Origin of the sequence: aff. Roholtiella sp. LEGE 12411, assembly GCF_015206995.1 — a bacterium.
In the GTDB taxonomy this organism is placed as follows: Bacteria; Cyanobacteriota; Cyanobacteriia; order Cyanobacteriales; family Nostocaceae; genus Komarekiella.
Genome location: NZ_JADEXR010000029.1, coordinates 40,627 through 54,741, shown reverse-complemented (window position 1 = coordinate 54,741; position 14,115 = coordinate 40,627). Strand labels below are relative to the sequence as shown.

The 14,115-nt window shown below is 42.2% G+C and carries 13 protein-coding genes; 8 read left to right on the top strand and 5 right to left on the bottom strand.

From position 1 onward, the window contains the following. The first annotated feature begins 65 nt into the window (after window positions 1-65). Both IQ246_RS09320 and IQ246_RS09315 read left to right on the top strand, forming a co-directional pair. Window positions 66-398: a DUF565 domain-containing protein gene (locus tag IQ246_RS09320; protein ID WP_194002270.1), complete on the top strand. Its 333-nt coding sequence runs from the start codon at window positions 66-68 to the stop codon at window positions 396-398. A gap of 26 nt (window positions 399-424) precedes the next feature. Continuing rightward, a complete protein-coding gene (locus IQ246_RS09315; protein WP_194002268.1) occupies window positions 425-1,471 on the top strand; it encodes a glycerate kinase in 1,047 nt (348 codons plus the stop codon). Window positions 1,472-2,089: 618 nt separating this feature from the next. On the opposite strand, the gene IQ246_RS09310 is transcribed toward IQ246_RS09315, so the two are convergent. After that, window positions 2,090-2,941, bottom strand: a complete 852-nt coding sequence (locus tag IQ246_RS09310; RefSeq protein ID WP_194002266.1) for a DUF2382 domain-containing protein — start codon at window positions 2,939-2,941, stop codon at window positions 2,090-2,092. A gap of 277 nt (window positions 2,942-3,218) precedes the next feature. Continuing rightward, entirely contained in the window at window positions 3,219-3,401 is a 183-nt protein-coding gene (locus IQ246_RS09305) for a CsbD family protein (RefSeq protein WP_194002264.1), read from the bottom strand. A 429-nt stretch (window positions 3,402-3,830) separates the two neighbouring features. Here IQ246_RS09305 and IQ246_RS09300 point away from each other — a divergent pair, with 429 nt between their 5' ends. Beyond that, window positions 3,831-4,268 (top strand): response regulator, encoded by a 438-nt coding sequence (locus tag IQ246_RS09300; protein WP_194002262.1) that lies wholly within the window; start codon window positions 3,831-3,833, stop codon window positions 4,266-4,268. A gap of 136 nt (window positions 4,269-4,404) precedes the next feature. Here IQ246_RS09300 and IQ246_RS09295 read toward each other — a convergent pair whose 3' ends face one another. Both IQ246_RS09295 and infC read right to left on the bottom strand, forming a co-directional pair. Next, window positions 4,405-7,410 (bottom strand): MFS transporter, encoded by a 3,006-nt coding sequence (locus IQ246_RS09295; RefSeq protein WP_194002260.1) that lies wholly within the window; start codon window positions 7,408-7,410, stop codon window positions 4,405-4,407. A 350-nt stretch (window positions 7,411-7,760) separates the two neighbouring features. Then, complete coding sequence (gene infC, locus IQ246_RS09290; protein WP_086687969.1) at window positions 7,761-8,294, bottom strand: translation initiation factor IF-3; 534 nt, start codon at window positions 8,292-8,294, stop codon at window positions 7,761-7,763. Window positions 8,295-8,830: 536 nt separating this feature from the next. On the opposite strand from infC, the gene IQ246_RS09285 reads away from it, so the two are divergent. Continuing rightward, a complete protein-coding gene (locus IQ246_RS09285; protein WP_194002258.1) occupies window positions 8,831-9,763 on the top strand; it encodes an alpha/beta fold hydrolase in 933 nt (310 codons plus the stop codon). A gap of 33 nt (window positions 9,764-9,796) precedes the next feature. On the opposite strand, the gene IQ246_RS09280 is transcribed toward IQ246_RS09285, so the two are convergent. Then, window positions 9,797-10,156, bottom strand: coding sequence for a BON domain-containing protein (locus tag IQ246_RS09280; protein ID WP_194002256.1), 360 nt, complete (start codon window positions 10,154-10,156; stop codon window positions 9,797-9,799). Between the two features lie 268 nt (window positions 10,157-10,424). On the opposite strand from IQ246_RS09280, the gene ilvN reads away from it, so the two are divergent. The 4 genes from ilvN to IQ246_RS09265 all read left to right on the top strand — a co-directional run bounded on the left by ilvN (window position 10,425) and on the right by IQ246_RS09265 (window position 14,114). Then, complete coding sequence (gene ilvN, locus IQ246_RS09275; RefSeq protein WP_194002254.1) at window positions 10,425-10,943, top strand: acetolactate synthase small subunit; 519 nt, start codon at window positions 10,425-10,427, stop codon at window positions 10,941-10,943. A gap of 78 nt (window positions 10,944-11,021) precedes the next feature. Beyond that, window positions 11,022-11,144: a hypothetical protein gene (locus IQ246_RS30820; RefSeq protein ID WP_255515509.1), complete on the top strand. Its 123-nt coding sequence runs from the start codon at window positions 11,022-11,024 to the stop codon at window positions 11,142-11,144. A 172-nt stretch (window positions 11,145-11,316) separates the two neighbouring features. Continuing rightward, window positions 11,317-13,134 (top strand): ABC transporter ATP-binding protein, encoded by a 1,818-nt coding sequence (locus IQ246_RS09270; RefSeq protein WP_194002252.1) that lies wholly within the window; start codon window positions 11,317-11,319, stop codon window positions 13,132-13,134. A 107-nt stretch (window positions 13,135-13,241) separates the two neighbouring features. Further along, on the top strand, window positions 13,242-14,114 hold the full coding sequence (locus IQ246_RS09265) for an S-methyl-5'-thioadenosine phosphorylase (protein ID WP_194002250.1): 873 nt from the start codon (window positions 13,242-13,244) through the stop codon (window positions 14,112-14,114). Window position 14,115 lies beyond the last annotated feature (1 nt).

Below are 14,115 nucleotides of genomic sequence, written 5' to 3'. Positions count from 1 at the left end.
ACCTTCCCCAATCCCCTCCCCAATCCCTTTTACAATATCTTGACTTTTGCCCAGAAGTCTCACTGATGCAAAACACTCGTCTCAACAACCTCTTCGATGCCATTGCTAGGCGTTTGGGGCAATGGTTTATCAATCCTTGGCGGCGGCTATCGCTGCTAATTATTAGTTTTTTATTCGGTTTTTTTGTAGGAAACGCAATTTCCACTACAGCTGGTCAAAGGGGTTTCTTGGATATTGTGGTGGCTGCATTTTTAGTGGTGCTGACAGAAGCTACCAGCAGGATATTTTATAGTCAGGGCTTTTTGTCTAGGCGATCGCTTTGGGTAGACTCACTGAACTTCCTGAAAGTTGGTTTCATCTATAGCCTATTTCTTGAAGCCTTTAAGCTGGGATCGTGAGAAGAGTAGAGGGAGAGGGGGAGAGTATGAATTCGTGGATGAGCGAAATTTTGGTAACGGGTGCGATAGAAGAAAGTTGGCAGCAGTCAGCACGAGAAGCAGCGTTAAGAGATAATTTAAGAGCCAAAGCTTTTGGGATCACACCAGAAAATGTGAATGAAGTTATACAAGTGCGATCGCATTTACTAAAATCCGTTTTGCCAGCTTTTAGCGAATTCTGCCAAACTACCCTTCAAGTGCAACCCCAGCAAATGTTACAGGTGTTGTGGGACTTGTGGCTACCTTTGGGAATCAAACTAGCATCGCACCGCCAACAGTTGGAAAGACCGCTGATACAGGGCATTTTGGGAGGACAAGGCACAGGTAAAACCACTATGTCCAAGGTTCTCACCTTGATTCTTCAGCAGTTGGGATACCGCACTCTCAGTTTGTCTTTAGATGACTTGTACAAAACTTACAGCGATCGCCTGGTCTTAATACAGCAAGATCCCCGTTTGATTGGGCGGGGGCCACCAGGAACTCACGATATAGACTTAGGCTTAAATTTACTAGATCAGATTCGCCAGTGGCAAAGTCCAGTTATAGTTCCCCGTTTTGATAAATCTGCTTATGGAGGTGCTGGCGATCGCACCACTCCAGAAATCATCACAGGTGTGGATCTTGTACTGTTTGAAGGTTGGTTTGTGGGTATGCGACCAATAAACGCAGATGTATTTGATACTGCACTGCCACCAATTATCACAAATGAGGATAGGAGATTTGCCCGTGATATGAATCACCGCCTCCAGGATTATCTTCCATTATGGGCACGGTTAGACAGCTTAATTTTGCTATATACAACCGATTACCGCTGTTCTTTGGAGTGGCGTCAACAGGCGGAACAGCAGATGATTGCTGCTGGTAAATCGGGGATGACTAATGCAGAGATAGAAGAATTTGTCAATTATTTTTGGCGATCGCTTCACCCAGAATTGTTCATTAAACCGTTGATGGAAGATCCCACAGCGGTAGATTTAATTATTGAGGTTCAAGCTGATCATAGTTTTGGTGCAGTTTATGGCGATCGCACCTGATACAAACAGGACTTACGCAAAAGTTGCCAAAAAGCTTGATTTATCGAACCGCTATCTCTACGAGAGGCTTTCGCCAACGCGTAGTGGATCGTAGAGAAGAACGCCGATAATTTTCGTAGAGTGTGCGTAAGTCCTAACAAAATTGGAATAGTGAACTACCCCGCCCTAAGACGGACGTAGCTCCCCCAATTCATCGGGAATAGCCATCAATTACCCCGTAGTTTTTTTTGGTCTTACATTCCCTCCAAGGGCAGGAGTCCTGGTTCCCAAGACCCAAATCTTTTTCTTCTCCCAAGGGGAGACGCCAAGGGCGATGCAACATATACCTGAAAGCTAATGGTTTTCGCTTATGGCATTGATGGTCAAGACATTGACTATCTTACCAGAAAATCCCGGGGATTCGTCATCCATCCAGAATTTGTTTTTACTTGAGTTTTAAATCAATTCTAGATGGAATCCTCACCCAAGGCTCCCTATCCCCACCCTACTAAAAGTTGAGGGTGGGGACTTCCGCGAAGCGTTAAAAATACAGGCAGAGCCTAAAATGCAACTCGCCTGTATTATTTTTTAATTAGAAGCAGATATGAACCCGCTCGCCTTTCATTTATTCAAACATAGTTAAGCTAGTTTTGAATCTGAGCCTTCCACAACCGGAAGACCATTAGTCTCAACATCTAACTCTTCTCGACGAAGGGTTTCTTGTGCTTCAACCATTTCTTGTTCTACCACTTTTTTGATTCTGACTTCTTCATGCACAAATGCTTCTTTGTGAATGTCAGCAGTCTCTTCATAGACTTCTATACGTGCTACCTCACCTTCGCCGAAGTTAACACTACCAGGCGCAACGGCTTTTCCTGCATCTGCTGGAGTTACTCGTTCAATGACAACTCGTTCTTTTTCAATTGGTACTGAAACCCGTGCAGTCTCAGTTTCAATGCGCTTACCAATCGCTACTTCTCCAGTCTTAGCACGAGTTTTAGTTGCAATTAGCCGTTCTTGATACAGTTTGAAGGTTTGATGATCTTGGTCATTAAGATCGTACAGAGACGGCTCTTGTTGGTAGTTGTAGGTATCGGGGTTGTAAGTGTTAGCAGTCGAAGATGCTGTATCTAAAGATGTTGAGCGATATACTTGCCTTACCCGTTCTTCATAGTCATGATCAACCTCTTGGCGATCGTTAAACTCAGGTAAATTTTCCGCTTGTTCTTTAGTCATCCCGATAGCGTAGATGCGGTCAGAGTTTTGGTCAAGGCGAGAACGACCAACAGGTAATAAGACTTTCTTGCCAAAAATCCAGAAGCCTAAATCAACGACAAAATATCGGAAAATACCTTCTTCATCTACTAAAACATCGCTGACTGTACCAATTTTATCATCCCCATCTATATAAATACTCATCCCCTTGATATCATTTTCATTAAAACTTTCATGATAGTCGGGATTGAAATCTGCAATTTTTACAAGAGCCACAATATTTTTACTCCTATTTGGTACAGTTGATTTTTACGGTCTTTAATAAGAGTAGATTCTCTTTTTAACAGATGTTTGTCAAAAGTAGTATTTACTGTTTAATTAGGTTGTGAAGCCAACAAAACTAACACTTTAATTCTGACTTTTACTGTTGTTAATTAAAAAAACTAACCCCTTTCAGAATTAAATTAAGTCTAAAAAAGGGGTCAAATTCAGAACGGACGTACACCTTTCAACCTTGTTCTATGTAGAAAGTGCTAGAACAAATAGAATTTTACTAGTCAAGATTCTTTTTAACTTCATCCTTCACATCTTCTACGCCATGACGAACTTGGCTTTCAGCTTGCTTGGCTTTTCCTTCGGCTTTGTCTTCAGGGTCGCCAGTAACGTTTCCTAGTGCTTCTTGAGCTTTGCCTTCGATATTTTTAGCAACAGCTTTTGCTCTATCTTCTATACTCATTTTGCTTCTCCTTATTTTTGACAAAACCGATATTCAAAGCTGGGCTTCAACTTTAAATTTGTTTTGTGATTGTACATACACATTAGCTTTATCTTTTATATTGTGTCTTCTTCCAGAAGATACATAGAGATCTATTCCGAAAGATCAATATATTTATAATTGGCAATAAATTATCCAGAAAAGCATTAGCATTGTGCTTTACTGATCGCTAAATTGCTTCTTAACATCCAATAGCTTCACTGTTTTGGTATTAATTGCAAGCGCGATCGCTCACTTGAAATAAAAAGATAATCAATGTTGGTTTGTGAATTAACTTCTCTATATTGATAATACTTTTTTATCAAAATTTGTCTATTTAGAGGGAATACTTATTCCATTTTATGGGTTCCAATAGAAGAAGCAAAGTATACCAAGCAATGAAGAGACCGCATGGTGGAAGATCAAAGTAGCGATCAAAAAAATCAGTCAAATTTGCTCCAGCATCTTGTTGGAATCAAAATCTTGCTGGTGGAGGATGAGCCAGACATTGCAGATTTGCTCATCTTCATTTTGGAAGCAGCAGGTGCAGAGGTGGTGGCTTTCATCAATGCAGAAATAGCACTCGCCTTGGTCGAATCGCTTCATCCCGATATTCTGCTGTGCAATGTAAAATTGCCCCATCATGATGGCAATTGGTTAATTGAGCAAATTCGGGTGCATTCTTGCCACTTCCTACGACAGATGCCCGCGATCGCCATTACTTCTTATACACGTGAGGTTTCATGTCGCAAGGCTTTGAATGCTGGCTTTGATCGATTTCTAGCCAAACTTGAAAATCCAGAGGAAATTGTAGATGAGATTGTTCACCTGTTATCTAACCGTGAGTAAGGGAAAAGGCTAGCATCAAAAGAATAACATGACGAGCAAGCCCTATTTCACTACGCTGGCAACATTTTCTGAAAAGTTAGGGGCTTGATATCCGAATAAATGAATTACGAATTACGAATTACGAATTATTTGGTCATTATGTGTAATTTTGGAACTGGGATTTTTCGAGCAACTCTTTAACTTGAGCAGCTACGAGTGGGTGTGGATCGTTTTGCAACTGAGGTAAAATTTCTAAAAGAACGCGATGTGAAACCATATTTAGATATGCGATCGCAGCCTCTCTGACAAAGCCAGTCGGATGACGCAAAGCTGCCAAAATCTCAAAACTTGTCAGTCGGATACGAGTAACTTGAGCAAAATGAAAACAGCAAGCTAAGCACCAGTCAGAAAGCAAATTACTCACCATCAGTAATTTGTGAAGGCGATCGCTAACTAACATATTTTCGTATACCACAACTTTGGCTTCTATAAGATGTTGCAGTTTTTCTTGCTGTGATCGGTCATCTAAAATATTCAACAACAGAGACTTTGAAGCCAGAGTCACAGTATGTTCTAAGATTTCTAATCCCCGTGCTAAGTTTACCCCTGATTGCGATCGCAGATTGAATGCCGCTGCCTGCATTTTATCTGGGGAGTAAAGCAGTTTCAATAACAACAGCAACCGCTCTTTAACATCTGATTCTAATTCTAGTAGAGCACGTTGCAGTAACTCACAAACAGTCAGAATTCTCTTGCTTAATTGATCATATTCTAGAGGGTCTATTGTTTTGAAATCTACATAAGCGGCGTAAATCTCGCCTAAAAATCGTAATTCCTGCTCAATTAGAGTTTCTATTCTATTTTCATAAAATCGATCTACTAAACCTGCAATTACTGGTTGTTTATGTATTTTTAGCAAGCTCCGAAGAATATGATCTCTAGCAGTACCCGAAGATGTTTCCAAGTTTTGCCATAAAGACTCCATCGCTTCCTGGGTACTGATCTGACCAATGGTACGCCAAGCATACATCCGCACTACTTCTGGTTTGTAAATATTCGTAGCTACCTGCAACAACATCTTTAAAGCTTCATTTTCCAATCGTACTAAGGCTAACATTGCTGTACTGCGGGTTGATTTGTAATAAAGTGCCGCAATCAGTGCCGAGTAGTACTCTTCTGAGTGGGTTGCTGCAATCATTTCTAATACAGCACAACGTACCCGTAAAGATTCATCCTGTAACAAATTTGGAATGTGAATCCGCAGCGCCTGTAAATGAATCGCTTCTCTGAGTGCTCTGACTCCATTCACCCGTTCCCATTCATGTTTATGAGTTAGCATCCGGCGCATGGTTTTAGTAGCTGCGACTTTTTGCATTGGTGTTCCCTGACGTAAAACCAAAGCAGCTGCGGTAGCGCGGATGAGTGAGTTTTGACGGGGATGCAAGTATTCTTCTAGTAGGCTTAAATTGGGATTTGGTTCCGCCAGCCAAACGTACCGCAGCGCTAGGGCAAAAACTTCTGGGGTAGTTGCTTCTGGTTGTTCTAATAAAGGGCGGATAGCAGATAAATAAGCAGGATTTGCGCCTCCCATTAACATCACCTCCAAACTTTGGCACTGCAAATCTGGGGGTAACTTGACTAGCAGTGGTGCTAAAACTTCTGCTGCGCCTGGAGAATCAATTTGAGCTAAAAGTTCAATACAAGACCGTTTATCTGCCTCGCTGCCTTTTTCTCCCAAAGCTTTAACCACGCCCTGCTTGAAGAATCGTAAGCCCACATTGTTCGCACTCAGATGTCCCCGGGCCACACTTAACACTAATAGGTCAACATAGCGCGATCGCAACTGCCAAACTACTTTTAAACAAGCACCGGCTACCACCATTGTTTCTCCTACCAATACCCACTTTTGTAGTGGTACTGGTACGAACTTGCCACCGAGGAACAATGTCAGAAAAATTACTAATCCTGTCAAACCAGTAGCGATCGCTTCCGCAGTTCCACCAGATAATGTCTGCATTCTGCTACGAATTGACTGTGGGATCGGTTGATATAAAACTGGGCCACTACTCATGACAAAGGTGTAGCGCAGAAGTTCATCGCAGAATTTGAGAATTATCAGACCCCAGAAAAAGCTCTGCGATTGCATTGCAGGAACTAAATTCAGGAACGCCAGCACCGCTGGTAACAACAAACCGACAGTGATTGGTAAAAGCGTGGCGGTGAAGAATACCCCCATTCGTTCGATGAGTCGGCTGGAAATAAACCACTGCGTCAACAACTCACACAATCCCAGCATTCCACCAAATAGCCCCAAAAAACTAGCGAGTTCGCGATCGCCCAAATTGGTTTGAAGTTCACGCAGATACTGAAAATCTATTAATAACCCAATAACCTGTAACAGTCCCACAAAGGCAAATAATTGCAAGACATATTGCTTTAGCGGACTTCTGAGGAAACGCTCTTGTGAGGCTTGAGCTTCAGGAATTAGTCTTTGTGGGGTCGCGGGAAAAGCTGCTCGATAGTGATGAGTTAAATAGAGTAAAATCCCCGATCCCAATAAAATGAATACACAGCCGATGAGAATGACGTTATTTAACTTGGCGAATTGCACTAGCCAAGGCAAACTAAAGCCACTGATCACATCAGCAACCAACAAACCACTACTAACCAGTGGGTAAGTGCGTTTAATTTCTCGAATGTTAAATAGTTGGTTGGCAATAATGGAGGTGTTGAGGTCATTGACCACATAAAGTGCATCTACCCACAGCCGCAGCAGAAATATTGAAATAACTGCTAGGTATGAAACATGAGTTCCCCAATGTAATAAAACTAATAAAACTAATGGCGTCACCATGCAAGGTGCGATCGCCACAATTACCCGACGTAAGGGGAAAATCTTTTGCAGCCAAGAATATAGAAAAACCAGTCCTGTACCTAACCCGGCACTGGCAATATACATCCAAGGCAATAAGTCTGTCCCATATTCGTCTAAAAACAGCGCGACTGTACTATCCTCTGCCCACCGCAATCCTACGGATACAGTTGTGTAAAAAGTAAACATAATCCAAGTTCGTTCGCTCTCCTCTGGTCGGAGATTTACCCACTGTAGCAGTCGTGGTAAAACACCTCTATTTGCAGTCAACCAGTCATTTTTCAGTTCCATGCAGTTTTCATTTCTGGTATCATCACCGCGCAGTGGGGGAGTGGGGGTACAAGGAGAATAAATACTGACTCTTGTAGAGATGCGATCTCAGCACTCATCACTCCTGGACATAGCAAAAGTCCTGAGTAACTGAGTATTATGTTTCCCACTCAGCCCTCAGGACTATCGATTTCAGATAAATAAGCTCAGAAAACTAGAACCAATAGCCAAAATTAGAGAAATCTCCCTAACTCCTGACTCTTATTTCCTGACCAATGACCAATGACCAATGACCAATGCCCAATCACAAAAGAATCCCCTGACTCATAGCCAGAGGATTATTAAACTTCGTTTATTCAACAGTCAGAGGATTATTTTTTGGGCGAGATCAGCATCATCATATTTCGCCCTTCCTTTTTAGGCGCTTGCTGAACTTCACCAAACGGCTCTAAATCTGTTGCCATTCGCTTAAGCAAATCTTCTGCTAGGTCACTGTGTTGAATTTCTCGACCCCGGAACATCACAGTAGCTTTGACTTTATCACCATCTTTCAGAAAGCGCTCTGCTTGTTTAACACGCACATTGTAGTCGTGTTCTTCTATCTTGTAGCGCATCTTAACTTCCTTAACATCAGCTGTGTGCTGCTTTTTCCGGGCTTCCCGCGCCTTTTTCTCCTGCTCAAACTTATATTTACCGTAGTCCATAATCCGGCAAACCGGCGGATCAGCCTTGTCACTGAGTAGCACTAGATCTAGTTCTTTTTCTTCTGCTAGTTGTAGTGCTTCCTGTGGGGGCATAATTCCCAGTTGGGCGCCATCAGTGTCAATGACCCGAATTTTCGGGAAGCGAATCCGTTCGTTAATTTGTGGCAGATCGCGAGTTCGTTTTTTCTCAATCACAGGCATTATGATTTGTGGGAGCTCTTAATGAAGGATTTGGCGTGGTCTTGATTGGTGTGATCTTGATTGTTATGCCTTAGAGGCAAAATACTGGAATAACTGAGGACTGAATACATAGTCTGTAGTTCTAGAGTAACTAATCCATGGAGTAGTTGCGTTGTTGTATTTGTCATTCTACTCACTCTGAGAGAATTTCTCTGCAATAGTTAATCTAAATTACACAACTTGGGGCAATATTAAGTATTGTTACAATTGTTTACCAATACTTATTGACGGTTGAATTAAAAAGCATATCTCTAAAATAGCAAGATTAAATATACAGGACGTTGCTCAAAATCAATGTATTACATTATGTTACTCAAGTATTATTGGTAGTATTTATAATCAAAAACTCCTGATAAATTTACTTAGACATAGATGCGGTAGCTTTCTTTTACAGGTAGAGAATGGTTATAACTTCTTCAGACTTGGCACTAAAGATTTGCAATTAGACTCTTATATTGGAAGTAATAGTGTTTCAATGCTGATAAATTGGAGGAATTTTGACCACTAGGGTACATTGGCAGGAGCGGGTTGGTAATCAAAGGGATTGGGTTTGGCGGGGCTGGCAAACTCGCTACACTTTTATTCGACCTGTCCAAAATCACCATCAGACAACACCCTTAATCCTACTACATGGCTTTGGTGCTTCTATTGGGCATTGGCGACATAACTTAGAGGTTTTGGGTGAGTATCACACAGTTTATGCTTTAGACATGCTGGGTTTTGGCGCTTCTGAAAAAGCCCCGGTTAATTACAGCATAGAACTTTGGGTAGAGCAAGTTCACGACTTTTGGAAAACATTTATCCGTCAACCAGCAGTATTGATAGGTAATTCCAACGGTTCACTGATTTCCATGGCCATCGCTGCTACCTATCCCGACATGGTGCGAGGTATGGTAATGATGAGTTTACCCGATCCGTCATTAGAACAAGAAGCGATCGCGCCTGTGCTGCGACCAATCGTCAGAGCCATTAAAAATATCGTCGCTTCTCCGCTGATACTGAAGCCTGTGTTTAACTTTGTGCGTCGCCCAGGAGTGTTACGTCGCTGGGCTAGTATTGCTTATGCTAACCCAGAGGCAATTACTGATGAACTCATAGATATTTTAGCTGGGCCACCGCAAGACCGGGGTTCTGCTCGTGCTTTTAGTGCCTTGTTTAAAGCTGCGATCGGTATTAACTTTAGTCCTAGTGTCAAGACAGTATTACCAACTTTAAAAATTCCGATGCTCTTAATTTGGGGACAAAAAGACCGTTTTGTTCCCCCAGCACTTGCAAGCCAATTTGCTCAATACAATGAGAAATTGGAATTGCTGAATCTAGAGGATGTGGGGCATTGTCCCCACGATGAATGTCCAGAACAAGTCAACCAAGCTATTTTGGATTGGATTAAGAGATGGGGTGGCGATCGCCAAAGGCTAGTTGTTCCCTAGATATTCTCAAACTAGCTATTCAAGCGCCAGCACCTAACCAATTGTGGCTTGATTAGTGTCAACATTCGTAGTGCCACTCACAGAACGAGCTACAGAAATCATTTTATTGAGAATTTCCTGACTGGGAACTTTGCCTTTCAATACCACAGTACTGCCCGTCTGAGCAACCCACAGGGTATCAACATCATCGAGTTGGGGATCTTGATCAAATGCCAATGCTACCCGCTTTGCTAACCCACTCTGGTCGTATTCTCCGTTTAATCCTAAACGTTCTGGGGGTATTGATTGAGTAGCAGTAGGAGCGCTCGTAGAAGTTTGCTGTACTTGAGGAGTAGGATTTACTTCTGCATTTTGAGGCTTTTCCATTCCAAATAGTCTTTTTAACCAACTCATAAATAATTTGCTCCTTTTGAAGGTTTGTTAAATTTGAGTATAAATGCTTTACCAAATTCCCGCATCTGCCAATGAAAAGATATGTACTCAGGAATATTCCTACTTGCGGCATGATTTCTATACAATTTTTTTCTAAGACTGCAATGATTGCAGCTATTGAGTTGTAGAATAAAAAGTCTGACTAATAATTTATTGCAGCAGTACGTCTAGCGCAGCCGTTAGCTAGTGTCTGCGTTATCAAATCCTGCTCTAGCCTTTTTTGGCGAAGATGAAACATACTCTTTCAGTTCTCGTAGAAGATGAGGCGGGTGTTCTTTCCCGTATTTCTAGTTTATTTGCCCGTCGCGGTTTTAATATTGAAAGCCTTGCAGTTGGCCCAGCTGAGCAGGGAGGAGTGTCCCGTATTACGATGGTTGTACCCGGTGACGATCGCGTAATCGAGCAATTAACCAAGCAGTTATACAAGTTGGTCAACGTTCTCAAAGTACAAGATATTACCGAGACTCCTTGCGTAGAGCGGGAATTGATGCTATTGAAGGTGAATGCGACTAGCAACAATCGCTCAGAAGTTATCGAACTGTCTCAGATTTTCCGGGCGCGTGTCGTAGACGTGGCGGAAGATTCTCTTACCTTGGAAGTTGTCGGAGATCCAGGAAAGATGGTGGCGATCGTGCAGGTGCTGCAAAAATTTGGTTTAAGAGAAGTCGCCCGCACTGGCAAAATTGCCCTAACTCGTGAGTCGGGTGTGAATACTGAGTTGCTCAAGTCTTTAGAAGCAAAAGTTTAGTAGAGATTGGGGAAGGGGTAAAGGCTACGCTAGTGTACACAAGTCCGAAAAATATCGTTTTGTAGAGTGGACATTACAATGCCCACCCTACCCTACTGTGGTTTATTCTGCCAAAACTTCCTCGACAGTGTTGATACCTTGCTACGCTTTGCTTCAAAGAGTGGCTTTCAAGGGCAAAAATCCTGTGGTTCCTTTGGTTGAGAAAATTGATCATACAGGAGTTCAACTTACACAAAAAGCAATGGATCAAATTAAAGAGCAGATTTACCGCTTACCAACTTGGAAAAAATGGTTCGTTGAAATCTTTTGTCGAAGTGACTGAATTTTTGGATCATTTTTTAGTTGGAATACTCTTACTGAATAAATTTTAAATATGCGAGCAGGCAAAAAGATCAAACAAAAAATTCAGCAAACTTTACACCTTGTGCCTGCATTACGCCTAGTATGGCAAAGTAGCCCCGGCTGGACGATCGCTCGCATAGTACTATTAGTCATCCAAGGCATACTGCCCGTAATATCAATCTATCTCACCAAATTAATCATAGATGCAGTAGTTGCTAATCTCAACGTTGCTGATAAAACAGTCGCCTTTGGTAATGTCATCCTCTGGGTTATCTTGGCTGGTGCAGTCACTCTTGTTAGCAGTGTTTGTAGTTCCTTAACAGAATTAGTGGTTACTGCCCATTCTCAGCAAGTGACTGACTACATGCAGGGGATTATTAATGCTAAATCAATTGCTACTGACCTAGAATACTACGAGAACGCCCAATACTTCGATGCCCTGCAACGAGCACAACGAGAAGCTCCTTACCGACCTCCCGAAATCCTCAATCGTTTAGCACAAGTTGGTCAAAGTAGTATTTCCTTAGTAGCTATGGTGGGTTTACTGCTGTCACTGCATTGGGGAATTATCGGCATTTTATTTGTGGCAGCTCTTCCGGCGCTGTTAGTACGGTTAAAATATAGCCGGGTCATGTATCGTTGGCAGCGTAAACGTACACAACCAGAACGGCAAGCAATGTACCTAGCTTGGATGCTGACATCAGACCAGTACGCTAAAGAAATTCGCTTGTTTGATTTAGGTGAGTATTTCAGTCAATGGTATCTTCGTATCCGACGGCAGATATATAAGGAAAAGATAGCTATTTTCACCAAACGCTCCATAGCTAATTTTGTTGCAGAAGCTATAGCGGGTATTTTCATCTTTGGTGTCTATGCTTTTATCGTCTATCAAGCTATTCAAGGTATTTTACGTTTGGGTGATTTGGTACTTTATCACCAAGCATTGCAACGAGGACAAAATGATATTAAAAGTCTATTAGTTAGTTTGTCTAATCTATATGAAGATAATCTATTTCTCGCTAACCTCTACGAATTTCTTGACCTGGAACCCAAGTTAGTAGAACCTTTAAATCCCCACCCTATTCCCCAACCGATGCAAACTGGCATCGTTTTTAACCAAGTGAGTTTCCAATACGCTACCACTAACCGTCAGGCACTTCAAGATATTAACCTGACAATTCGACCAGGTGAAGTAGTGGCGCTTGTAGGAGAAAACGGTTCTGGAAAAACTACTTTAATTAAACTTTTATGCCGCTTGTACGACCCAACTACTGGCAGCATTACTATTGATGGCATTGACCTCAGCCAATATAAAATGGCAGAATTGCGCCGTGAAATCAGCGTGATTTTCCAAGACTATGCTAAGTACCACTTTACGGCTCAGGAAAATATTTGGTTGGGCAACATTGATTTACCAGCAAAGCGAGAAAGCATTATTGCTGCGGCACGTCGTTCTGGTGCTGATGATGTAATTGCCAAATTACCCCAAGGTTATGATACCGTCTTAGGGAAATTATTTGATCAAGGAGAAGAACTGAGTATTGGGCAATGGCAAAAGGTAGCTTTGGCGCGAGCATTTCTCCGCAACTCTCAGGTGATTGTCTTGGATGAACCTACCAGTGCAATGGATCCCAAAGCTGAATACGAAGTATTTGAACAGTTTCGCCAACTGATTAAAAATCAAGCTGCGATCCTGATTAGTCATCGCTTATCCACCGTCAAAATGGCCGATCGCATTTATGTTATGGCAGGTGGGACAATTGTTGAGAATGGAACCCATGAAGAACTGATACAGATGGGCGGTACTTATGCTTACTTGTTTGAAACCCAAGCCCAACAGTATCGGTGATCAATCTTTAATCCAATACCGTAAAGCATCAAATACTCAGCTAATTTGCAGCCGTTCTGCTTTTCGGTAAAATAACTTGGCGGCTTAGCAAGGAACAGTTTAAAATCATGACCCAAGCTCGGATTGGAATTATTGGCGGCAGTGGTTTATACAAGATGGATGCACTCAAAGATGTAGAAGAAGTGCAAGTCGAGACTCCTTTTGGTTCACCATCGGATGCTTTAATTTTGGGGACACTAGAGGGTACACGAGTAGCTTTTTTAGCACGCCATGGTCGCAATCACACGTTATTACCTTCTGAGTTACCATTTCGTGCAAATATCTATGCAATGAAGCAACTGGGTGTAGAGTATTTAATTTCAGCTAGTGCTGTCGGTTCCTTGAAGGAAGAAGCTAAACCACTGGATATGGTAGTACCAGATCAGTTTATTGACAGGACGAAAAACCGGATTTCGACATTTTTCGGTGAGGGAATTGTTGCTCACATTGCTTTTGGCGATCCGATTTGTAAAAACTTGGCTCTTGTGTTGGCAGATGCGATCGCATCTCTAAATTTGCCAGAAGTAACTCTGCATCGCGGTGGTACTTATGTATGCATGGAAGGGCCAGCTTTTTCCACTAAGGCGGAATCAAGTCTTTACCGCAGTTGGGGTGCAACAGTAATTGGGATGACGAATTTACCAGAGGCGAAGTTGGCGAGGGAAGCCGAAATTGCATACTCAACCTTAGCGCTGGTGACAGACTATGATTGTTGGCATCCAGAACACGATAGCGTCACAGTGGAGTTAGTGATTGCTAATTTGCAGCGGAATGCAGTCAATGCTCAAAAGGTGATTCAAGAAACCGTGCGCCGCTTGAGTGAAAATCCCCCGTTGAGTGATGCACATTCAGCGTTGAAGTATGCAATTTTGACTAATTTAGAAAAAGCACCAGCCGCGACAAAGGCGAAGTTAGGGTTATTGTTACAAAAGTATTTGTAGC